Origin of the sequence: Phenylobacterium sp. (assembly GCF_030680185.1) — a bacterium.
Classification (GTDB): Bacteria; Pseudomonadota; Alphaproteobacteria; order Caulobacterales; family Caulobacteraceae; genus Phenylobacterium.
The window spans coordinates 71,111-92,876 of the sequence record NZ_JAUXVZ010000004.1 but is presented as its reverse complement, the minus strand read 5'-3'; the positions used below and the strand labels follow the sequence as shown (position 1 = coordinate 92,876).

Annotated in this window: 23 protein-coding genes; 12 read left to right on the top strand and 11 right to left on the bottom strand. The window is 69.1% G+C overall.

The window, feature by feature from the left end:
• Positions 1–6: 6 nt before the first annotated feature.
• Genes Q8L83_RS00530 through lpdA form a run of 3 tightly spaced genes read left to right on the top strand, consistent with a single transcriptional unit; the run spans position 7 to position 2,159 of the window.
• Complete coding sequence (locus tag Q8L83_RS00530) at positions 7–246, top strand: antitoxin (protein ID WP_300573939.1); 240 nt, start codon at positions 7–9, stop codon at positions 244–246.
• Positions 243–707: a type II toxin-antitoxin system VapC family toxin gene (locus Q8L83_RS00525; RefSeq protein WP_305284153.1), complete on the top strand. Its 465-nt coding sequence runs from the start codon at positions 243–245 to the stop codon at positions 705–707. Before Q8L83_RS00530 ends, Q8L83_RS00525 begins: the two co-directional genes overlap by 4 nt.
• A gap of 51 nt (positions 708–758) precedes the next feature.
• Entirely contained in the window at positions 759–2,159 is a 1,401-nt protein-coding gene (gene lpdA / locus Q8L83_RS00520) for a dihydrolipoyl dehydrogenase (protein WP_305284152.1), read from the top strand.
• A gap of 277 nt (positions 2,160–2,436) precedes the next feature.
• Here the strand turns inward: lpdA and Q8L83_RS00515 are convergent, their stop codons facing one another.
• Genes Q8L83_RS00515 through fsa form a run of 4 tightly spaced genes read right to left on the bottom strand, consistent with a single transcriptional unit; the run spans position 2,437 to position 5,227 of the window.
• Positions 2,437–2,937, bottom strand: a complete 501-nt coding sequence (locus Q8L83_RS00515; RefSeq protein ID WP_305284151.1) for a GNAT family N-acetyltransferase — start codon at positions 2,935–2,937, stop codon at positions 2,437–2,439.
• A complete protein-coding gene (locus tag Q8L83_RS00510) occupies positions 2,934–3,863 on the bottom strand; it encodes a tyrosine recombinase XerC (protein WP_305284162.1) in 930 nt (309 codons plus the stop codon). The genes Q8L83_RS00515 and Q8L83_RS00510 overlap by 4 nt, the downstream gene beginning before the upstream one ends.
• A gap of 5 nt (positions 3,864–3,868) precedes the next feature.
• On the bottom strand, positions 3,869–4,555 hold the full coding sequence (locus Q8L83_RS00505) for a DUF484 family protein (RefSeq protein WP_305284150.1): 687 nt from the start codon (positions 4,553–4,555) through the stop codon (positions 3,869–3,871).
• Positions 4,556–4,573: 18 nt separating this feature from the next.
• Positions 4,574–5,227, bottom strand: a complete 654-nt coding sequence (gene fsa / locus Q8L83_RS00500; RefSeq protein WP_305284149.1) for a fructose-6-phosphate aldolase — start codon at positions 5,225–5,227, stop codon at positions 4,574–4,576.
• 96 nt (positions 5,228–5,323) lie between these two features.
• Here fsa and Q8L83_RS00495 point away from each other — a divergent pair, with 96 nt between their 5' ends.
• Complete coding sequence (locus Q8L83_RS00495) at positions 5,324–7,486, top strand: primosomal protein N' (RefSeq protein WP_305284148.1); 2,163 nt, start codon at positions 5,324–5,326, stop codon at positions 7,484–7,486.
• A 124-nt stretch (positions 7,487–7,610) separates the two neighbouring features.
• A complete protein-coding gene (locus Q8L83_RS00490) occupies positions 7,611–8,378 on the top strand; it encodes a Crp/Fnr family transcriptional regulator (RefSeq protein ID WP_305284147.1) in 768 nt (255 codons plus the stop codon).
• A 13-nt stretch (positions 8,379–8,391) separates the two neighbouring features.
• Here Q8L83_RS00490 and Q8L83_RS00485 read toward each other — a convergent pair whose 3' ends face one another.
• Positions 8,392–10,035, bottom strand: coding sequence for an MDR family MFS transporter (locus Q8L83_RS00485; protein ID WP_305284146.1), 1,644 nt, complete (start codon positions 10,033–10,035; stop codon positions 8,392–8,394).
• Positions 10,036–10,177: 142 nt separating this feature from the next.
• On the bottom strand, positions 10,178–11,008 hold the full coding sequence (locus Q8L83_RS00480; RefSeq protein ID WP_305284145.1) for a TerC family protein: 831 nt from the start codon (positions 11,006–11,008) through the stop codon (positions 10,178–10,180).
• Between the two features lie 130 nt (positions 11,009–11,138).
• Between Q8L83_RS00480 and Q8L83_RS00475 the strand changes: the two genes are divergently transcribed.
• From Q8L83_RS00475 to Q8L83_RS00465, 3 genes are all read left to right on the top strand, one after another.
• Complete coding sequence (locus Q8L83_RS00475; protein ID WP_305284144.1) at positions 11,139–12,236, top strand: acyltransferase; 1,098 nt, start codon at positions 11,139–11,141, stop codon at positions 12,234–12,236.
• Between the two features lie 69 nt (positions 12,237–12,305).
• The gene (locus Q8L83_RS00470; RefSeq protein ID WP_305284143.1) at positions 12,306–12,992 is read left to right on the top strand and encodes a CHAP domain-containing protein; all 687 of its coding nucleotides are present in this window, start codon (positions 12,306–12,308) and stop codon (positions 12,990–12,992) included.
• 79 nt (positions 12,993–13,071) lie between these two features.
• Positions 13,072–14,271, top strand: a complete 1,200-nt coding sequence (locus tag Q8L83_RS00465) for a pentapeptide repeat-containing protein (RefSeq protein WP_305284142.1) — start codon at positions 13,072–13,074, stop codon at positions 14,269–14,271.
• Between the two features lie 6 nt (positions 14,272–14,277).
• Here the strand turns inward: Q8L83_RS00465 and Q8L83_RS00460 are convergent, their stop codons facing one another.
• Both Q8L83_RS00460 and Q8L83_RS00455 read right to left on the bottom strand, forming a co-directional pair.
• A complete protein-coding gene (locus Q8L83_RS00460) occupies positions 14,278–15,171 on the bottom strand; it encodes a crotonase/enoyl-CoA hydratase family protein (RefSeq protein ID WP_305284140.1) in 894 nt (297 codons plus the stop codon).
• Between the two features lie 69 nt (positions 15,172–15,240).
• Positions 15,241–15,672: a DUF488 family protein gene (locus Q8L83_RS00455; RefSeq protein WP_305284139.1), complete on the bottom strand. Its 432-nt coding sequence runs from the start codon at positions 15,670–15,672 to the stop codon at positions 15,241–15,243.
• A 104-nt stretch (positions 15,673–15,776) separates the two neighbouring features.
• Between Q8L83_RS00455 and Q8L83_RS00450 the strand changes: the two genes are divergently transcribed.
• A complete protein-coding gene (locus tag Q8L83_RS00450) occupies positions 15,777–16,667 on the top strand; it encodes an alpha/beta fold hydrolase (protein ID WP_305284138.1) in 891 nt (296 codons plus the stop codon).
• Here Q8L83_RS00450 and Q8L83_RS00445 read toward each other — a convergent pair.
• Both Q8L83_RS00445 and Q8L83_RS00440 read right to left on the bottom strand, forming a co-directional pair.
• Complete coding sequence (locus Q8L83_RS00445; RefSeq protein ID WP_305284137.1) at positions 16,664–17,605, bottom strand: thioesterase family protein; 942 nt, start codon at positions 17,603–17,605, stop codon at positions 16,664–16,666. The genes Q8L83_RS00450 and Q8L83_RS00445 overlap by 4 nt on opposite strands.
• Before the next feature lie 96 nt (positions 17,606–17,701).
• Positions 17,702–17,869 carry a hypothetical protein gene (locus tag Q8L83_RS00440; RefSeq protein WP_305284136.1) on the bottom strand — a complete coding sequence of 56 codons (168 nt, stop codon included), beginning with the start codon at positions 17,867–17,869 and terminating at the stop codon, positions 17,702–17,704.
• A 107-nt stretch (positions 17,870–17,976) separates the two neighbouring features.
• Here Q8L83_RS00440 and Q8L83_RS00435 point away from each other — a divergent pair, with 107 nt between their 5' ends.
• From Q8L83_RS00435 to Q8L83_RS00425, 3 genes are all read left to right on the top strand, one after another.
• A complete protein-coding gene (locus Q8L83_RS00435; protein ID WP_305284135.1) occupies positions 17,977–18,804 on the top strand; it encodes a cytochrome b/b6 domain-containing protein in 828 nt (275 codons plus the stop codon).
• Positions 18,801–19,583, top strand: a complete 783-nt coding sequence (locus Q8L83_RS00430; RefSeq protein ID WP_305284134.1) for a molybdopterin-binding protein — start codon at positions 18,801–18,803, stop codon at positions 19,581–19,583. The genes Q8L83_RS00435 and Q8L83_RS00430 overlap by 4 nt, the downstream gene beginning before the upstream one ends.
• A gap of 85 nt (positions 19,584–19,668) precedes the next feature.
• Entirely contained in the window at positions 19,669–20,427 is a 759-nt protein-coding gene (locus Q8L83_RS00425; protein WP_305284133.1) for a creatininase family protein, read from the top strand.
• A 4-nt stretch (positions 20,428–20,431) separates the two neighbouring features.
• Here Q8L83_RS00425 and Q8L83_RS00420 read toward each other — a convergent pair whose 3' ends face one another.
• Entirely contained in the window at positions 20,432–21,616 is a 1,185-nt protein-coding gene (locus Q8L83_RS00420; protein ID WP_305284132.1) for a cell wall hydrolase, read from the bottom strand.
• Between the last annotated feature and the right edge of the window lie 150 nt (positions 21,617–21,766).

Sequence of the window (21,766 nt, the reverse complement as noted above, 5' to 3'; positions counted from 1 at the left end):
CGTTCTATGTCGGACCTTCGTGCGAAGATTTTCACCCATGGCGGCAGCCAGGCCGTGCGGCTTCCCAAGGCTTTTCGCTTCGACGCCTCGGAGGTTCGCATCCGCAAGGAGGGTCAACGGGTGATCCTGGAGCCGATCCAGACGGATTGGGCCGCCGTCTGGCGCGACATAGACGACATCACCGATGCGCCCTTTCCCGATCGCGCAGAGCAACTGCTCCCGCGCGAGATCGATTTCGACGAATGAGCATCAGCCTCGATACGAACGCTGCGGTCGAGATCATTCGCGGGCGGCTGCCGCATTTCAGAGACTGCCTGGCGCAAGTCGACCGGGAGGGACAAAGCCTGCATCTCTCCCCCATCGTCTTCCACGAACTCATGTACGGCGCCCATAAGAGCGACCGGCCCGTCCATCACATGGCGCAGGTCGATCGCCTGGCGTCTCAGTTGACCTTGGAGAGCTGGACGCCAGAGGATGGCCTTGCGGCCGCCCGGCTCCGCGCGGAGCTTCGCCTCTCCGGCCTGAGCATTGGCGGCTTTGACGTCCTCATTGCGGGTCAGGCTCTCAATCGAGGCTGGACCGTGGTCACCGCCAACATCCGAGAATTCATTCGCGTGAAGGGGCTCCCGCTGGAGGACTGGTCCGATCCTGCCGGACCCGTACGCTTCGTCGGCGGCGATCTTACACTACGCCGACCCCGGCCCTGACGCTTCGCCATATCCTCGTTATTGACCCTCTGACCAACGGATCCTAGTCCCATGTCCCAATACGACGTCGTCATCATCGGGGGCGGCCCCGGCGGATACAATGCGGCCATCCGGGCCGGTCAGTTGGGGCTGAAGGTCGCCTGCGTCGAGAAGCGCGAGACCCTGGGGGGCACCTGCCTCAACGTCGGCTGCATGCCGTCCAAGGCGCTGCTGCACGCCTCCGAAATGTATGACGCGGCCGTGGGCAAGGAATTCGCCACCCTCGGCATCGAGGTGAAGCCCAAGCTGAACCTGTCGCAGATGATGGCCCAGAAGGCCGAGTCGGTGACCCAGCTGACCAAGGGCATCGAATTCCTGTTCAAGAAGAACAAGGCCGACTGGATCAAGGGCGCCGGCAAGATCACCGGCCCCGGCAAGGTCGAGGTCACGGGCGCCGACGGTTCGGTCCAGACTCTCGAAGCCAAGAACATCGTCATCGCCACCGGCTCGGAGCCGACCCCGCTGCCCGGCGTGACCATCGACCAGAAGCGCATCGTCGACTCCACCGGCGCCCTGTCGCTGCCTGAAGTGCCCAAGAAGCTGATCGTGGTCGGCGCCGGCATCATCGGCCTGGAGCTGGGCTCGGTCTGGCGCCGGCTGGGCGCCGAGGTGACCGTGGTGGAGTTCCTCGACCGCATCACGCCGGGCATGGATACCGAGACGGCCAAGACCTTCCAGCGCTCGCTGACCAAGCAGGGCATCGTCTTCAAGCTGGGCGCCAAGGTGACCGGCGCCGAGACCTCGAAATCCGGCGTCAAGCTGAGCGTCGAGCCCGTGGCCGGCGGCGAGGCCGAGACCCTGGAGGCCGACTACGTCCTGGTGGCCATCGGCCGGCGTCCTTACACCGGAGGCCTGGGGCTCGAGAGCGTGGGCGTCACGCCGGACAAGCGCGGCGTCATCGAGACCGACCACTTCAAGACCTCGGCGGCGGGCGTCTGGGCCATTGGCGACGCCATCCATGGCCCGATGTTGGCCCACAAGGCCGAGGAAGACGCCGTGGCCTGCATCGAGCTGATCGCCGGCAAGGCGGGCCATGTGGACTACAATCTGGTCCCCAGCGTCGTCTATACGGCCCCTGAAGTGGCCTGGGTCGGCAAGACCGAGGAGCAGCTGAAGGAGGCGGGCGTGGCCTACAAGGTCGGCAAGTTCCCCTTCACCGCCAACAGCCGGGCCAAGATCAACCACGAAACCGACGGCTTCGCCAAGGTCCTGGCCGACGCCAAGACCGACGAGATCCTGGGCGTCCACATCGTGGGTCCGCAGGCCGGCGAGATGATCGGCGAATATTGCGTGGCCATGGCCTTCAAGGCCGCCAGCGAGGACATCGCGCGCATCTGCCATCCGCACCCGACCCGCTCGGAAGCCGGCCGCCAGGCCGCCATGGGCGTCGAGGGCTGGACCATGCAGGCCTGAGGCGAGGCGTTGCGTCCTTCGAGGCTCGCTGACGCGCGCACCTCAGGATGAGGGAGGCGGGTGGCGCGGGCCTCTGAAGTCCGTGCTCATCCAGAGGCGCCCTGCGCCAGCAGGGCCTCGAAGGACGAGGGCGGTCGCAGGGCGGGGGCGCGCACTCTCCCATCGTCATGGTCGGGCTTGACCCGACCATCCATGAACACCTTGATTGGCCGGTGACCATGGACCCTCGCGTCAGGCGCGAGGGTGACGGAAATAGCTATCGGCGGTCGTCGCCAGATCAGCTCGCCTGGGCGAGCGTCTCGGGTTCCAGCACCAGGACGTATTCCTCGACCTCCTCGCCCCGGCCAGGGGCGAAGGCCTTGGCCTGTCCGCGGATGGCGAAGCCGGCGTGCTGCAGCACCTTGATCGAGGCGATATTGTCCTTGGCCACCCGGGCCTGGACGGGGCGGACCTCGACCTGCTCCAGGAAGGCGGTCAGGGCGCCGGTGGCGACCCCGTGGCCCCACCAGGGCTTGCCCACCCAATAGGAGATCGACGGCGCGCCATAGGGCGCCTCGTTGATGATGTGACCCGCCACATCGCCGGCCACCACGATGGTGCGGGCCGTGACGCCGGGCGTCTTCAGCAACCGGTCCCAGCGGGCCATGAAGGCGGCGCGGTCCTCAGGGTCGGCGGCGCCGAAGGCGGCCATGTGGTTGGCGCTCCGGTCCCGCTGCTGCTCGAAGAAGATCGGCAGGTCGGCGGATGTGACGGATCGCAGTCGGATCGGGCAGGTCATGCGTGGGGGTGAGCCTTGGCGTAGGCGGCGAGCAGCCGCTGAGCGTCCACCTCGGTGTAACGCTGGGTGGTGGACAGCGACGCGTGGCCTAACAGGTCCTGAATAGAACGCAAGTCGGCGCCTGCGCCCAGGAGATGAGTCGCGAAGGAATGACGCAGGGCGTGGGGGGTGGCGCTGTCGGGCAGGCCGAGCCGGCCCCGCAGAATCTGCATGCTGGCCTGCACGTGCCGCGGGCTGAGCGGCCCGCCCCGGCGGGCGCGGAAAAGGGGCTCGTCGTCGGCCAGCACGAAGGGCAGGTCGGCCAGATAGGCCGCGATGGCGGCGCTCACCGCCGGCAGCACCGGGACCAGGCGGGCCTTGCCCCCCTTGCCGGTGATCCGCAGGGTTTCGCCCAAGGGGACGTCGCTGCGACGCAGGGACAGGGCCTCGGAAATCCGCAGGCCGCAGCCATAGAGCAGGGTGAAGACCGCCGCGTCGCGGCTGGCCTCCCAGGGGTCGAGGTCGGCGTTCAGGCCGGGCTCAGCGATCAGACCGAAGGCCTGGTCCTCGCTGATCGGCCGCGGCGCCCCGGGCTTGACGCGGGGTCCCCGCACCAGGGTGATGGCGGCGTTGGCCACGCCGAGCCTTCGATCGAGAAACCTGTGGAAACCTCGCACGGCCGACAGGGCCTGGGACAGGGAGCGCGGCGACAGGGGATGGTCGCCCTGGCGAAGATAGGCCAGCCAGGCGCGAAGTTCGGCGGTCTCGATCCCGGCCAGGGCGGCGATGGTCAGGGGGCCGCCGCGGTGCTTTTCCAGGAAGGCCACATAGCGTCGCCCCGCCGCCCCATAGGCCTCCAGGGTCCGGGGCGAGGCGCGCCGCTCCTGGGCCAGGTGGCCGAGCCAGGCCTGGACCGCCTGGGCGGCCTCGGCGTGCTGGCCCGGCATGGGGCTCACAGGACCGGCCAACGCTCCGCCGTGCGCTCGATCACCCGGGCCAGGAAGGCCACCAGCTCGGCGCCCATGTCCTCGGTGAAGCCGTCGGGATCCGACGAGCCGAAGGCGACGATGCCTTCGCGGGCCGGTTCCCACATGGCCAGGCGCACCAGGGCCATGGACTTAACCTCTTCGGCTCGGTCCCCGAACAGGCCGAGCGCCGGCGCCCAGAAGCCCATGCGCGTCAGTTTCTGGTGTCCTCCCAGGATCATGTCCACCTGGCCCTCGACCAGGGGCCGCCAGCCGGCCGGGGTCCGCTCGGGTCCTTCAAGGGCCACGACGCCGCTGGCGAGCGCGAAGCGCAGCTGGGCCAGGTCGTCCACCCGCCGCGCCAGATCGGCGTGGTTGCGGGCCTCCAGCAGGTCGATGACCGCCCCGTGGGTGTGGGCCTGGGCGGCGAAATTGGCCCGGGCGGTGGATTCCAGCCGTCGCCGAACGGCCGACTCTTTACGGTGCGCGGCATGGACCCGGGCCAGGGCCGCAGGTCCGAAGGCCACCACATTGTCCGGCAGGGTCTGCAGGCCCAACTGGGCCAGCAGGTCGGGATCGTCCAGCAGGACGCCGGGGTTCTCCAGGAGGAAGCGGCGGACCTCGTCCTTGGCCTCGTGGGCGCTCATCGCCCCGTCGATGCTGGTCCCGTCCATGCGCGCCGTCCCTGTCCTCTAGAGGATCGACTGGCCGGTCTTGGCCCAGTCGCTCATGAACTGATCAAGACCCTTCTCGGTTAACGGGTGCTTGAACAGGTCGAGGAAGACCGAGGGTGGAATGGTCGCACAGTCGGCGCCGGCCAGGGCCGAGGCGGTGACGTGGGCGGGGTGGCGCACCGAGGCGGCCAGGATCTCGGTGTCGAAATCATAGTTGTCATAGATGGCGCGGATCTCGGTGATCAGCTCCATGCCGTCGGCGCCATGGTCGTCCAGGCGGCCGATGAAGGGCGAGATGTAGGTGGCGCCGGCCTTGGCGGCCATCAGGGCCTGGGCCGCGGAGAAGCACAGGGTGACATTGGTCTGGATCCCCTCGCGGGAAAGCTCGCCCGTGGCGGTGAGGCCAGCCCGCGTCAGGGGCAGCTTGACCACCACATTGGGGGCGACGCCGGCCAGCTTGCGGCCCTCGGCCAGCATGGCCTCAAGCTCGACGGCGGCGACCTCGGCGCTCACCGGCCCCTCGACGAGGTCGCAAATCTCAGCGATGACCTCCAGCATGGGACGGCCCGACTTGGCGATCAGCGACGGATTGGTGGTGACGCCGTCCACCAGTCCGGTGGAGGCCAGGTCCTTCAGGACGGCCGTGTCGGTGGTGTCGAGAAAGATCTGCATGGCCTGGGCCTCCCTGCGCAGTGGATGGCGGTGTGTAGCGCCTGTGCGGAGTCCTCGCCACCCTGAGCGCATGACAGTTTCGGGGCCTGTCGGGTCATGAGCCGCATCGCCTCGGTCCTGCTGCCCATGCCTCTGCCCGAGGCCTTCGACTATGCCGAGCCCGACGGCATGGGGCTGGAGGTCGGCGACCAGGTGGCGGCCCCGCTAGGTCCCCGCACCCTGCGCGGCGTGGTCACCGGCCTGCGCGAAGCCGCCGGCGGCAACCGGCCGCTGAAACCCCTGGAGCAGCGGCTGGACGATCCGCCCCTGCCGCCGAAGACCCTGGAGTTCATCCAGTGGGCCGCCCGCTACGCCGTCGATGCACCGGGCCAGCCGCTGGCCATCGCCCTGCGCGGCGCCCGCGCGCCCAAGGCGAGACCGGAAAAGCAGGTGGTCGCCACCGGCGCCGCGCCGGTCCGCGTGACGCCCGCCCGGGAAAAGGTGCTGGCCGCGCTGGAGGGATTTTCCGGCGCGCCGGCCGACCTCGCCCGCCGGGCCGAGGTGTCCGCCGGGGTGGTGAAGGGGCTGATCGACGAGGGCGTGCTCGCCGTGCGTCTGGCGCCGGCGCCCGTGGCCTTTCCGACGCCCGATCTTTCGCGCCCACGCAGCCCGCTCAATCCCAGCCAGGCCGCTGCGACCCAGGCGCTGACCGCCATGATGGGCGAGGGGGGCTTCAATGTCGCTCTGCTGGACGGGGTGACCGGCTCGGGGAAGACCGAGGTTTATCTCGAGGCCGTGGCCGCGGCCCTGGCCGCCGATCCCTCAGCCCAGGTGCTGGTGCTGCTGCCGGAGATCGCGCTGACCCAGGCGGTGCTGGCCCGTTTCGCCGAGCGGTTCGGCGCCATGCCCGCCGAATGGCATTCCGGCGTCGCCCCGCCCGCCCGGCGCAGGGTCTGGGAGGCGGTGGCCACCGGCGCCTGCCCCATCGTGGTCGGCGCCCGTTCGGCCCTGTTCCTGCCGTTTACGAACCTCAAGCTGATCGTGGTGGACGAAGAGCACGACACCTCGTTCAAACAGGAGGAGGGCTTCATCTATCAGGCCCGGGACCTGGCCGTGGTGCGGGGCAAGATGGAGGCCGCCGCCGTCATCCTGGCCTCGGCCACGCCGTCCCTGGAATCCCTGCGCAACGCCGAGACCGGCCGCTATCGCTGGCTGAGGTTGTCGGCCCGTCACGGGGCTGCGATCTTGCCGGAGATCGACCTGATCGACCTGCGCGAGGTTCCGCTGGAGCATGGGCGCTGGCTGTCGCCGCCCCTGGTCGAGGCGGTGACCGAGACCCTGGCCCGCGGCGAACAGGCGCTCTTGTTCCTCAACCGCCGGGGCTATGCGCCCCTGGTGCTCTGCCGGGCCTGCGGCGAGCGGCTGACGGCGCCGGACACCGATTCCTGGCTGGTGGAGCATCGCTATACCGGTCGGCTGGTCTGCCACCTGACGGGCTTCTCCATGGCCAAGCCCAAGGCCTGTCCCCATTGCGGGGCCATCGACAGCCTGGTCTCGGTGGGACCAGGGGTGGAGCGGGTGGAGGAGGAGGCCCGCGCCCTGTTCCCCGAGGCCCGGGTGGCGGTGTTTTCCTCCGACACCGTGTTCGACGCCCAGGCCGCCCGCCGGCTGGTGGAGTCCATGGCCGCGGGCGAGATCGACATTCTGGTGGCCACCCAGGCTGCGGCCAAAGGTCACAACTTCCCCAATCTGACCCTGGTGGGCGTGGTGGACGCCGACCTCGGCCTGCGGGGCGGGGACCTGCGGGCCGCCGAGCGGACCTATCAGCTGCTGGCCCAGGCCACGGGCCGCGCGGGCCGGCATGATCGGCCAGGCCGCGCCCTGTTGCAGACCTATGCGCCCGATCATGCGGTGATGCAGGCCCTGGCCGCCCAGGACCGTGACGCCTTCGTGGCCGCCGAAATGGCCGAGCGGGAGCTGGCCGGTCTGCCGCCCTTTGGCCGCCTGGGCGCGGTCATCGTCTCCAGCGAGAACCCGCAGGCGTTGGAGGCCTTCGTCCAGGCCATGGCCGCCAGCGCCCCCAACGCCGAGGGCGTCGAGGTCTATGGCCCGGCCGATGCGCCCCTGGCCCTGATCCGCGGACGCCGCCGCAAGCGGTTCCTGGTGCGGGCCGACCGCAATGTGGACATCTCGGCCTATCTGGCCGCCTGGCGGGCGCGGGTGAGGCCGCCGGGCTCTGTGCGGGTGGCGATCGACGTCGATCCCTACAGCTTCCTCTGAAGGGAAACGCGCGTGCGGCAAGCTTGGCCGGGAGGTCGGGGAGCCGACGGACAGGCTGGGTCCCAGGCGCTAGGCCTGATAGGGTTCCTACTCTCCTCCCTGCCGATCTGAGGCGCCCGTTCCCATGTCCATGGGCCAGTCCAGTCCCGACCCCCGCCGTCCGGCGGCGGCGTCAGACCTTTCCGCCCTTCGCGGCAATCGGCTGCTGGCCGCCCTGCCGCCGGCCGTGCTGCGAGAGCTTGCGCCCCACCTGCGGCCCATCACCCTGGAGCGGGGGCGGGTGCTGTTCGAGCCGGGCGATGACGTGGAGACCACGCACCTGCCGGCCGGCCCGGCGATCATCTCGCTGGTCCTGGTCACCCGGGACGGCCGCGAGGTCGAGGCCGCCAGCATCGGCCGCGAAGGCGCCGCCGGCGGCATTGTCAGCGCCGGAAACAAGCCCGCCTTCTCCCGCGCCGTGGTGCAGGTGGCCGGCCCGGCCATGGCCATCGCCACCGAAGTCCTGGAATCCACCAAGCGGCGGCATTCGGAAATCTCGGACCTGTTCTCGCGCTATGCCGACAGCCTGCTGGCCCAGGTGATGCAGTCGGTGCTGTGCAACGCCCTGCATCCGGTGGAGCAGCGCGCCTGCCGCTGGCTGCTGTCGACCCATGACCGGGCGGAGTCCAATGTGATCCGCCTGACCCAGCAGTCCCTGGCCGAGATGCTGGGGGTGCAGCGCACCACCGTGTCCGGCGTCGCCAAGGCGCTCGAGCACCGGGGTCTGATCCGCCAGCACCATGGCCATGTGGAGATCCTCGACCGCGACGGTCTCGAAGACGCCTGCTGCGAATGCTACCGCGCGGTGGAGGACCACTTCGCCGTGCTGCTGCCCGAGGTGGCCGAGGACTGAGGGCGTCAGCGCCTCAGGCCTCCACCTCGGCGGGCTTGGGCGGGGCCGGCGTATGGCTGTCCTTCAGGGGGACGCCGGGGATCATCAGCATCAGCACGAACCCGATCAGCAGCATCCCCAGGCTGAACATGATGCCGTAGACCACGGCGGTGGACAGGCTCTGGCGGATGATCTGGTCGGCGGCTCGGGTGACCGGATCGGCGGCCCGGGCGGCGGCCTGGCTGGGGTCGGCGTCCCGCTCCATGGCCATCTGCTGCAGGTCCGAGAGCTCCAGGGTCTCCATCTGGACGGCCGGATTGGCGGCCGACAGCCGCCCAAGCTCGGCGGTCAGGCCCCAGGTGAGGATGGCGCCGAACAGGGCCACCCCCATGGTCGAGCCGATCTGGCGGACGAACTGGCCCGAACTGGTGGCCACGCCGAGCTGGTGCATGGGCACGGCGTTCTGCACCGCCAGGCTGAACAGGCTCTGGCCGGGGCCAAGGCCGATCCCGACGATCAGCAGGCGCCAGGCGAGGTCCAGGGTGGCGGTGTCGGGACCGATGAAGCACAGGGAAAAGACCCCGAGGATCAAGACGGCGCCGCCGCCGATCATGAAGGGCTTGTAGACGCCCGTCTTGGTGACCAGCCGGCCGTTGAGGGTGGAGGACGCCACCAGGCCGACCATCAGGGCCAGCATGGTCAGGCCGCTGCGGGTGGCCGGCACGCCCTGGCCCACCTGCATGTAGAGGGGCAGGAAGGAGGTCACCCCCATGAAGGCCATGGAATAGACGAAGGCCGCGCCGTTGGCGGTGTTGAAGGTCCGGTTCTGGAACATCTCCAGCGGCAGGATCGGGTCCCACACCGCCTTCTGGACGAAGAAGAAGGCGACCAGGCTGACGCCGGCCGTGGCCAGCAGGCCAAGGATCATGGGCGAGCCCCAGCCGTAGTCCCGTCCGCCCCAGGTGATGGCCAGGAGCAGGGTGGTGAAGCCGACGACGATGAGGGCCGCGCCGACGAAGTCGATCCGTCCCTCGCCCCGGGGCGGCAGGGCCGGCATCTTGATCAGGATCATGGCCACGGCGGCGAGCGCGAAGGGCACGTTGACATAGAAGACCCAGCGCCAGCCCTCGATCACATGGCCGGCCAGCTCGACCGTTCCGTGATCGGTGAAGAAGCCGCCGATGACGGGGCCGAAGATGCTGGCCACCCCGAACACCGCCCCGAACAGGCCGGAGAACTGGGCCCGCTCCCGCGGGGCGTAGAGGTCGGCGATGATGGCGAAGGCGATGGTGAAGAGGGCGCCGCCGCCGATCCCCTGGATGGCGCGGGCGGTGATCAGCTGGACCATGCCGCCGCCCAGTAGGGGCAGGTCGCCGAACTCCCCGGCCAGGCCGGCCAGCCACGAGCCCCCAAGGAAGATGCCAATGCCGGTCAGCAGGATGGGCTTGCGGCCATAGATGTCGCCGAGCTTGCCCCAGATGGGCACCATGACGGTCGAGGCCAGCAGATAGGCCGTGGTCGCCCAGGCGTAGAGGTGGAGGCCTGACAGGTCCGAGACGATCCGCGGCATGGCCGTGGCCACCACGGTCTGGCTCATGGCGCTCAGCAGGAAGACGATCAGGACCGAGATAAGCGTGAGGCGGCGATCGGCCTCGTTAAAAACTTGGGGCTCTTGCAACGCGGCGTTTCCAAAGCGGCGTTCGAGCGCCGCCAAATTATGCGGATCTGCGCGACGCGAAAAAACGCCGCCCACTCCGGTTTTTCTAAATGTCTGAGTCCGCCCCGGCGCGCCGCGAAGCGCCCCGAGGCGGGGTTAATCCTCAGACGTTATCAGAACCGGCGGGCGATGCATGCCCTGATGCGGCTTTCGCCTCTTTCCGCTTGGCCGCATTTCGCGAGGCCATGTTCAGCCCCTCCACCAGGCCCGAGAAGGCCATGGCGGCGTAGATGTAGCCCTTGGGCACATGGAAGCCGAAGCCGTCGGCGATCAGGGTGACGCCGATCATCAACAGGAAGCCCAGGGCCAGCATGACCACGGTCGGGTTGTTGTTGATGAAGTTGGCCAGGGGATCGGCCGCCAGCAGCATCACGGCGACGGCCACGACCACGGCGATGATCATGATCGGCAGATGGTCGGTCATGCCCACGGCGGTCAGGATAGAGTCCACCGAGAAGACCAGGTCCAGCAACAGGATCTGCACGATCACGGCGCCGAAGTTGGCCGCCACGCGGGCCTTGACGTCCAGAACCCCGTGGGTGCTGTCGACGTCCACCTTTTCATGGATTTCGGTGGTCGCCTTCCACAGGAGGAACAGGCCGCCGGCGATCAGGATCAGATCGCGCCAGGAGAAGTCCATCTCGAACATCGGCACGCCATGAACGGGATCCACCGGCCCCTGGAAGGGCAGGCTGAAGACCGGCTGGGTCAGGCCGACCAGGAAGGCGATGGTCGAGAGCAGGGCCAGACGCATGATCAGGGCGAGCGCGATGCCGATCCTGCGCGCCTTGCTACGCTGCTCCTCGGGCAGCTTGTTGGAGAGGATGGAAATGAAGACGAGGTTGTCGATGCCGAGCACGACCTCCATCACCACCAGGGCGATGAGGGCGGCCCAGGCGGCCGGATCGGCCATGAGGGCCATGAGACTGTCCATCGGGGGTGATTCTCCGTTGCTCCCGTAACGACCTTCTAGCCGAACGTGGATCGCGCTCCAGCGCTAACGCGATGGTGAGGCTTCCTGCGCCAGACTAGGGCGAAACGTCGCGCCAGAAAGCCTTCGACCCATGACGGACGCCCAGCATATCCGCCCGCTCACCTCCCTGCGGTTCTTCGCCGCCTTCTGGGTGGTGCTCTTCCACTACTGGCCGGCCCTGGCGACCGCGGGGACCCCGTTGTTCGTGGCCAAGGGCTATCTGGGGGTGGAGCTGTTCTTCATCCTCTCGGGCTTCATCCTCTGCCACGTCTATCGCAGCGAGGTGGAGACCGGCCGCTTCACCTATGGGAGCTTCCTCTGGGCGCGGCTGGCGCGGGTCTATCCGCTGCATCTGGCCACCCTGATCGGCATGGGCGTGCTGGCGGCGGGCGCCACGGCGGCCGGCTTTGCGGTCGACCCCAACATCCTGTCCTGGGAGTCGCTGCCGGCCAATCTGCTGCTGGTGCAGGCCTGGGGCCTGGCGCCGCAGGCGGGCTGGAACCATCCGTCCTGGTCGATCTCGGCCGAGTGGTTCGCCTATCTGACCTTCCCCCTGTTCGCCTGGGCCGCGCTGGCCCTGAAGGCCCGGCCGCTGGTGGCTGTGGCCCTGGCGGCGATCTTCATGGCGGTGCTCTATGCGGGCTTCGAGGCCTGGGCCGGTCATCCCCTGACCCTGGCGACCATCCGCTGGGGCGCTCTGCGCATCGTGCCCTGCTTCGCCCTGGGGTGCGCTCTTCACAGTCTGTGGCGTGAACGGGCGGGTCCCGGCCGCAAGGGCGCCCTGGCCGGCGCCATAATTTCAGGCGCCGTCGCCCTGATTGCAGCGGCCACGGCCATGTCCGACACGATTATCGTCCTGGCCACCGGGGGCCTGATCTTCTACCTGGCCCGCATGGCTCAGGCCGGTTCCAGCGTGCTCAGCGCGCGTCCCCTGATCTATCTGGGTGAGATCAGCTATTCGATCTACATGGTCTGCGTGCCGTGGAAGATTGTATTCGTGAACGGGGCAACCAGCCTGCTCAAGCTTGAAAGCGGGCAACTGCCCTGGCCCCTGTGGTGTGTCTTCCTGGTGGGCGTGGTTCCACTGGCGGCCATCTCATACCACCTGATCGAGAAACCGGCCCGAACGCACATGAAGCTGTGGGCAGAGATGTGGAAAGGGCGGGCGCCAAAGGTTGCAGGCGCATAAACCCTCTTTTCATTCTCGTGAGGCGAAACTATCCATGACCGCAGTTCGCGTCATGGGAGTACGCCCAACATGATCAAACGGACACGCATCGTCCTTGGTTCCATCACCGCGGCTGCGGTCATGGCCCTGGCGCCCGCAAGCTCGGCCTTCGCCGACACCTACTGGCAATGCGTGCCCTTCGCCCGGATGATTTCGGGCGTGCAGATCTTTGGCGACGCCTGGACCTGGTGGAAGCAGGCGGCCGGCAAGTACGACACCGGCAACACCCCCCAGGCCGGCGCGGTGCTCTGCTTCAAGCCCACCGGCAAGATGCGCCTGGGCCACGTGGCCGTGGTCAGCCAGGTGCTGACCGAGCGGGTCATCCAGATCAACCACGCCAACTGGTCGCGAATCAACGGAACCCGCGGTCAGATCGAGCGCGACGTCACCGTGATCGATGTCTCGCCCTCCGGCGACTGGAGCCAGGTCAAGGTCTGGTACGATTCCATCGGCGATCTGGGCTCGACCACCTATCCGGTCCACGGCTTCATCTATCAGGACGCCACGGCCGCAACCCTCACCAAGACGGGCTTCACCACGGCCCAGAACACCGCCGTCACCGTGGCCCAGTCGGCCGCCAATCAGATGGTGGCCGCCGTGCGTCCCGGGTCGGGCCCGCTGCACATGCTGAGTCAGGCCGCCGACGCCACCGACCGAATCGCCAGCCTTCTCCAGGCCGCCGGCCAGGGCGGCGGGGCTTCCGGCGCCCAGGAATAGGGTGCGGCCCAAGGTCGCGCCGCAAACCCTTCCTTAAAGGCGCCGCGGCCAAGTTGACGGCTTGAGCTGAAAGCCAAGCATGTCCGCCCAAGCCGCGCCTTCCCACCTGGTCCGCCATACGGCGGACGACATCCGCGCCGCCCTGGAGGCGCACGCCCGCTATGTGCGGGGTCTGAAGGGCGGACGCCGGGCCAGCCTGATCCGGGCCGATCTCTCCGACTGGAACCTGGAAGGCGCCCTGCTCACCGAGGCGGATCTGACCGGCGCGCGCCTCAGCGGCGCGATCCTGGCCCAGGCCGAACTCAGCCGCTCCATCCTGTTTGGCGCCGACCTGCGGGACGCCGACCTGCGCGGCGCAAGGCTGGCCAGGGCCGATCTTCGTGGGTCCAGCCTGCGGGGCGCCAACCTTTCCGGCGCCGACATGGCCGAGTGCGACCTGCGCGAAGGGCGCATCGCCATGCAGGACCGTCAGGACGGGTTTCGGGTCATCACGCCGGGCGAGCGGGCCGGAAATCTGGAATACGCCGTCGTGGCCGGCGCCAATCTGCGCGATGTGGTGACGGCGGTCGACTGCACCGACGCCAGCCTGACCGGGGCGATCCTGGTGGGCGCGCGGATGGCCGGCGCCCGGCTGGACGGAGCCGACCTCTCCGGCGCTCAGATCGACGGGGCCGACCTCACCGGCGCCTCCCTGCGCGGGGCGGTGGTGGCTGGCGTCAATCTCGGCTCCGCCGGTCTCAACCAGGTCGATCTCAGCGAGGTGCTGCGGGCGCCGGCGGCGATCTTCTATGTGGACGACGTGCCGCTCTACGACCTCGTCGCCGACCACGAGGCCTTCTGCGACAGCCAGGGGGCGCGGGGCAAGGCCGCCGCGGCGGCGGAGGTGGATTTCCGCGGCCTGCGCACCCTGCGCCGCCGCCGGCTGAGCGGGCTGGCCGCCGCCGGCTCGATCTTCTTCGACATGGATATGGAGGGCGTCCAGTTGCAGGGCGCCGACCTCTCGGGCTGCGACCTGCGCAAGGCCAATCTGCGGGGCGCCGATCTGCGGGGGGCCAGGCTGACCGGGGCCAATCTGATCCGCGCCGATCTGCGCGAGGCCCGCCTGGGGCCGCTGGAGATTGCCGAGGGGCGGCTGCTGCGCACCGACCTGAACCGGGCGATCCTGCGCTATGCCGACCTCACCGGCGCCAACGCCCGGCGCGCCCGCTTCCTGGAGGCCGATCTCTCCGGGGCGAAGCTGTCCGGCGCCGACCTGCGCGGCGCCGAACTGGTCCTCTGAGGTCCCCTACATCTCGTGCCGCAGGGGCCGCAGGTCGGGGAAGTCGGCCGGCCGCTTCTCGGCCTTGGCCTTGAAGGCCTCGCCCATGTGGGAGCCCGCGAACATGCCGGTCTGCCAGACGGCGATATAGTCCAGGCCATCGGCGATGGTGTGGTCCCGGGCGTAGTTGATCATCACCTTCGAGCCGGTCACCGCCAGGGGCGACTTCTCGGCGATCTCGCGGGCCGTGGCCATCACGTGGTCGAGCAGGGCCTCGTGGGTCGGGAAGACCTCATTGACCAGGCCGATCTCCTTGGCCCGCTGGGCGGGCAGGCGGCGGCCGGTATAGGCCAACTCGCGGACCCAGCCCTCGGGGATCAGCTTGCACAGCCGCGGGAAGGTGCCGACGTCGGCGGTCATGCCGATATTGATCTCCTGCACGCAGAAGAAGGCGTCCTCGGTGGCGTAGCGGATGTCGCAGGCGCTGGTCATATCCATGGCCCCGCCGATGCAGCCCCCCTGGATGGCCACCAGCACCGGCATGCGGGCCTCGTCCAGGCAGGAGAAGCAGTCCTGCAGCCAGCGGATATGGTGGCGCTGGCCCTCGGCGGCGATAAAGCGGTCGGGCGCGGCGCCGCCATCGGCCGCCGAGGTCCCGCCGCCGCCGAACACCGCCAGGTCCATGCCGGCGGAGAAGTGCTTGCCCGTCGACGAAATGACGATGCAGCGGGCCCGGACATTGTCGTTGATGTCGCGCACGATCACCGGCAGCTCGTTCCAGAAATCCCGGATCATGCTGTTATAGGCCTCGGGCCGCTTGAGCCGGATATGGGCCACGCCCGCCTCGATCTCCACATCGAAACAGGTCCAGGGACCGAGGGCCGGAATGGCGTCGGCGTCGTGCAGATGGGCGGCGGTCATGGCGTATCCCTGAGCTTGTTGGGGTGTTTGCCCCATCATCAGCCCTGACGCGGGGGAAGGCCAAGCCCTTCAGAGATCTTCCACCGGCTGGTCCAGGGCCTCGCAGAGGCGTTCGGCGACGATGGCCCGGTGGCAGTCGCAGGCGCGGGCCTCGAAACAGAGGAGCGCGATCTTCTTGTTACTGGCCAGTTCCTGGGCGCGGGCCAGCTGCGTCACGGCCTGGGGTTCGGCCAGGTGCGCTTCGAAGATGCCGCGCATCTCGGCGATGCGGCCCGCGCGGGCGGCGTCGCGGCCGGCCTTCGGCGTGCCCAGGCCCCGCAGGTGCTCATAGCCGATGCCTTCGGCCTCGAGGCTGGCGCCCAATATGGTCTTGGAGAAACCCGGCCGGCGCGAGGCGGCCACGGCGCGGACATCGACCACCAGCTCGACGCCGGCGGCCTTGAGCTCCGCGATCATCTGGGCCTGGGTCTTGCCCTCATAGCCGATGGTGGCGATGGCCATGGCGAACCTCTCCTTGGGTCAGGGGTCAGACAGGATATATGGAGCCTTCGCGCCCTGACCCAGCTTCACGGCGCCGACGATGGCTTTGGACTAAGGATCCGCCGATGGATGGAATGGTCGATGCGACGCCGCGGGTCCGCCGGTTTCCCCTGCCCAGCCGGGGCGGGGAAATGGCGGCGCTGGAGTTCGGCCCGGCCGAGCGGGATCTGGATCTCATCTTCTGTCACGCCAACGGCTTCAACGCCCAGACCTACCGGACCATCCTGGCGCCTCTGGCCACGACCTTGCGCATCCTGGCCATCGACCTGCGGGGCCATGGCGCCACGACCCTGCCCACCGTGCTGGAGAACCGGCCGGGCTGGGCGGAGTATCGCGACGACCTGCTGGCCCTGCTGCCGCATGTGGCCTCAAGACCCGTGGTGGTGGCGGGGCATTCCATGGGGGCGACCACCAGCCTGATGGCCGCAGCCGAGGACCCGGCGCGGATCGCCCGTCTGGTGCTGTTCGACCCCGTGCTCAGCCCCGACCGGACCGAGCTTGCGCCCGTCGACCTGGCCCAGTGGCCCCTGGTCCAGGGCGCCCTGCGGCGGCGGCCGGTGTTCGACAGCCGCGAGGCCGCCTTGGCCGCCTACCAGGGCCGGGGCGCCTTCAAGACCTGGTCGGGCGAACAGCTGGCCGACTATGTGGCCGCAGGCTTCCGCGATCTGGAGGATGGCCGGGTGGAGCTGGCCTGCGCGCCCGCCTGGGAGGCCTCGAACTTCTCGGTCTATGACGGCCAGGCCTGGGCCGCGGCGCAGACCTGTCCTCGCCCGGTGCGGATTTTCCGGGCCGAGCAGGGCTCCACCTGCCGGATCGACGACCACATCGAGAACCTAACCGCCACGGGCCGGTACCGGATCGAGACCGTGCCCGGGACCAGCCACTTCCTGCCGATGGAGCGCCCGGACCTGGTCCGCGAGGCGCTGGCCCAGGCGGTGGGCGAGGTCGCTGCTTAAAGCGCCATCTCCGGGCGGGCCGTGGCCCGCAGGGCCTCCACCGTGGCGGGCGCAAGGCGCACCACTTTACGGGCGTCGAGATCGAAGCCGACCGCCACATTCTCGGCGCTGGCCCAGGGGCGGCCGCTGACGGGATCGATCATCCAGTGGCGCAGCAGACGGAACCGCTCTTCCACATGGGCGGTGGCCGAGCGCAGCTCGAAGCGGTCGCCGATCCGCGGCCAGGCGAAATGCACCAGACGGTATTCCAGCGCCGCGCCGCCGATCCGTGGCGCCGGCCCGCCCTCGACCGCCGGCTCGGCCAGGCCCCGGTCAGGGCCCAGCAGGTGCAGGATTCCGTCGGAAATCTTGCCCATCAGGATTTCGGTGCGCATGCGGCCAAAGCCGTCGCAATCGGGGGCGCCGATGACGCCCAGGCCGATGCGTTTCAAATCCATGGCCTGCGCCTTTTCCAGGCTGCCCTGGCTCTCGCCGATCGGGCCAAGGGTGATCGAGCGGGGGGCTGCGAAGTCGGGGATGTCCACCTGCAGGGCCTGGGCGGCCTCGACGATCCGCCGGGGCCAGGGGAAGGCCCGGGCGCCGTCGGCGGTGACGTGGCGCACCACGGTCTGGAAGGTCGCCGCCGGGGTCCCGTCGGGATGCAGGATGACGATGAGCAGCCGGGCCTCGTCCTCGCCCATGGCCACCACCCCGCCGCGGGCGGTGAGCGCCGCCCCGGGCTTGGCCTCCCGCAGAAACCGAATGTGCTGCTCGCGCACGATCAGGGTCGATTGGGCCAGCGGCGAGAAGGCGTCGGGCATGCCGAGCGCCGCGGCCAGGCCGGCCAGGGCCTCCATGGACTTGGCCACCCAGTGGCGCACGTTGAGATGGCCCATCTCATCGCATTCCCAGGTGTTGACGCCCCCCACCCAGATTTCGGTTCCGCTGTTCCAGGCCATGTCGCATCCCCCCGTCACTGCGCCCCAGCGGGCGGCGGAGACCTTAGGGGCGCCCGCGCGCCGACGGCAACGCTCGGCGCCCCCTTTGGTCGGCCCTCAGGCCTTGTTGTCGCCTTCGCCCGGGGTCTTGGGCGCCTGTTCGGTTCCACCGGTCACTTCGGGGCCGCGGCCGGTGCGTTCGATCTGCTCATCCTGGCTGCGGACGGGCGCTTCGGGCGGCGGGTTTTCCACCGGGGTGCGATGTTTCGTATCGGGTCCAGACATCTGAGCCTCCTGGGTTTGCGTATGAAGGCAGAGCGCATGGGGCGGCGGGCCTGTTCCCGACCAGATCCCAGAGCTAGACTGTCGGGGGCGGACCAGGACCGATGCGCATGGACGAGCCGACACCCCACACCGCCGCCTCTGATCGCCGCCGCCACAGCCTGCCCGTACGACTGACCCACTGGATCAATGTGGTTGCGCTCTTCGTCCTGCTGGGCAGCGGGCTGCAGATCTTCAACGCCCATCCGGCCCTCTATTGGGGCCACACCTCGACCTTCGCCGAGCCCTGGGCGGCCATGACCGCCGAGCGTCAGGGCGATCGGTGGGCGGGATTCACCAAGGTCGGGCCGATCAGGATCGAGACCACGGGCCTGCTTGGCCTGTCGAACGGGGAGCGGCGGGGCTTTCCCGCCTGGGCCACCCTGCCCAGCTATCGCTCCCTGGCCGACGGCCGGCGCTGGCACTTCTTCTTCGCCTGGGTGCTGGTCGCCAATGGGCTGATCTATCTGGCCTGGGGCCTGGTCTCGGGGCATTTCCGCCGCGACCTGGCGCCCCGGCGGCCTGAGCTTTCGCCGCGCCACCTGTGGGACGAGATCGTGGCGCACGCCCGGCTGCGCTTTCCGAAGGGCGCGGCGGCGCACGGCTATAACAGCCTGCAGAAGCTGGCCTATCTGGCGGTGATCTTCGTCCTGTTGCCGCTGATGGTCCTGTCGGGCCTGGGCATGTCGCCGGGCGTCAACGCCGCCTGGCCCTGGACCTTCGAGATCTTTGGCGGCCGTCAGTCGGCCCGCACCATCCACTTCATCACCGCCAGCCTGATCGTCGCCTTCGTGGTCGTCCACCTGGCCATGGTGCTGGCCTCAGGCCCCCTCGGCCAGATCCGGGCCATGATCACCGGACGCGCCGGCCCATCTCGTCTGGATGGAGACCCGTCATGACCTCGCCGACGCCACACCGCCGCAGCTTGCTCTCGGGTCTGGGCGCCAGCCTGCTGGGCCTTACCCTGGCCGGGTGCGACCAGATCAACCGCAACGCCACGGTCAAGGCGGGGTTGGCCCGCGCCGAGGGCCTGACCCAGGCCGCTCAGCGGCTGATCCTGTCCCGCACGGCGCTCGCCCATGAGTTCGAGCCCAAGGACATCTCGCCGGATTTTCGCGCCAACGGGACACGTAATCCCGGCGAGCCGGCGTATCGGGCGATGGTCGAAGCCGGCTTCGCCAACTGGCGCCTGCAGATCGACGGCCTAGTGGAGCGCCCCTTGGCGCTCAGCCTGGATGACCTGCGCGCCCGGCCGGCCCGCACCCAGATCACCCGCCACGACTGTGTCGAGGGCTGGAGCAGCATCGGCCAGTGGACCGGGGCGCGGCTCTCGGCCCTGCTGGACGAGGCGGGCCTCAAGCCCCAGGCGCGCTACATCGTCTTCCATTGCGCCGACCGGCTGGACCCCAACGCCGCCGGCGACCGCGGCCTCTATTATGAGAGCATCGACCTGGTCGACGCCTTCCACGAGCAGACCATCCTGGCCTACGAGATGAACGGTCAGGTCCTGCCAGTGGCGCACGGGGCGCCCCTGCGCCTGCGGGTGGAGCGCCAGCTGGGCTACAAGCACGCCAAATATGTGATGCGGATCGAGGCGGTTGAAAGCTTCGCCCAGATCGCCGGCGGCCAGGGCGGATTCTGGGAAGACCGCGGCTATGAATGGTACGCCGGAATCTGAAGCCGTGGCGGGGGTTACCTCTCCTGCGTGAAACGCCTATGTCGAATTGACACCGACACGGCAACTGACCGCGGAGACCCCTGCCATGCTGCTTCACATGTCCACCTGGGCCGAGGTCGAAGGCTTCCTGAACCGGTCGCGGACCGTGGTCATCCCCATCGGCTCCAACGAGCAGCACGGCCCCACCGGCCTGTTGGGCACCGACTGGCTGTGCCCGGAGATCATCGCCCATGAGGCGCAGAAGAGCGGCGACATCCTGGTGGCCCCGACCTTCAATATCGGCATGGCCCAGCACCATCTGGGCTTCCCGGGCACGATCTCCCTGCGCCCTTCGACCTTTATCGCCGCCATTGGCGACTGGTGCCGGTCGCTCTCGGCCCACGGCTTCGAGCGGCTCTATTTCCTGAACGGCCACGGGGGCAATGTCGCCACCATCGAGGCGGCCTTCTCCGAGCTCTATGCCGAGGCGAGCTTCGCCGGAAAGCCCCGGGGCTTTTCCTGCAAGTTGAAGAACTGGTGGGAGCTGAAGGGCGTCATGGGCCTGGCCACCAGCCAGTTTCCCGTCGGCCATGGGGGTCATGCGACGCCGTCCGAGATCGCGGTGACCCAGTGGGCCTATCCGGACTCGATCAAGACGGCCGAGTATTCGCCCAAGATCGCCCCCACCGGTCCGATCCGCGAGGCCCTGGATTTCCGCGCCCGCTATCCCGACGGCCGCATGGGGTCAGACCCCGCCCAGGCGACGCCGGAAAAGGGCGGCGAACTGGTGCGCATGGCCGCCGATGGCCTGCTGGAGGATGTGGCCGCCTTCACCGCCGAGCAGAATCCGCTGCTCGCCGGCTGAGGCTTTAGAAGCTGCTGGTGGGCATGGCCAGGCGGGCCGGCGCACGGGGCTTGACCCTGCCGGCCCAGTCCAGCTCTTCGGCGGGCACCAGGCCCTCGGCCTGGGCCACCACGGCCTGGGGCTCGGTCACCAGGTCGTGGTTGATGGTGGCCACCTCGACGACCTGGATATGCGCGCCTTCGCCCTCGGCGGCGTCGCCGCCCACCTGGGTCGCGCCCACGGCGGCGACCGCCTCGGCCAGAGACACCATCTGAACCTCGCCAGGTCCCGAGAGGCGATTGAGGGCGGCGACCCGGAAGCCGACCGACTCGTCGCCGCTATAGGCGCCGCCAAAGGCGCCCGGCAGGCCCCAGCCGCCCATCCAGCGAGAGAAGATGTGCGCGCCGACCGTGGCCACCTTCATCAGGCTCGGGCTCCAGTACGGGGCCACATAGCTGGCGTGATAGTGGGTGGCGTTGCCGACCTCCTTCATCACATAGCCCGACAGGGCCGCCTCGGCGATCTGGCGCGACCGCATCCAGCCGTCGGGGTCCGGCGCGCGGGCCAGCGCCCCGTCGCAGGTGAAGGTGAACTGGCAGCCGGTGGTGCGTTCGGAGCCCTGGAAGACCACGCCGCAGACCGAGGCCGGATAGGCCGGATGGCGCACCCGGTTCAGGACCACCTGGGCCACGGCCCGCTGGCCGTCCACGGACTCGTAGCGGGCCTCGTAATAGATGGCGGCGGCCAGGCAATCGAGGGCGCGGGCCTGATGCGAGGCGCCGCCGGAAATGCGGAAGGGCCGGGCGGCCGGATTGGGCAGGGTCGATGTGGGGTTGGCCGCATTCCACAGCCGCGCCTGGGCCTCATCCATGTCCTGCAGGCGCAGGATGGCGGGTTCGGGCGCGCCATCGACGCCTTCCATGACGCCGGTGGCGCGATTGATGTGGCCGAAGGCCAGGGAGATGGGGGCCGGTGCGAACCGGTCGGCCACGCTCAGCATGGCCGGGTCCATGGCGCTCGTCAGACGGGCGAAGGCCACGGCGTCCATCTGGCCGGAGGTCACCTTGGCCACCCGCAGTTCGGGGCGTTCCTGGCCGATATAGGGCGCAGCCATGGCGAGGCCGCCGGCCAGCAGGGCCACCAGGAAGACCTGGAAACCCGCCAGATAATGGTGATGCTCGATGTCGAATACGCGACGCAACTTCAGCACGTTCAGCTCCCTGACGCGCCCGCCCCCGTCGATGTCACCCCATAGGGGCAAACCTACCCTGAAGCGAGTCCCAAAATGAACCGGGTTCGCTCGAATAGGCCCGTTTTCGGCGAAAGCCGACCAGGCAGGCCTCAAACGCCAGCAAATGCG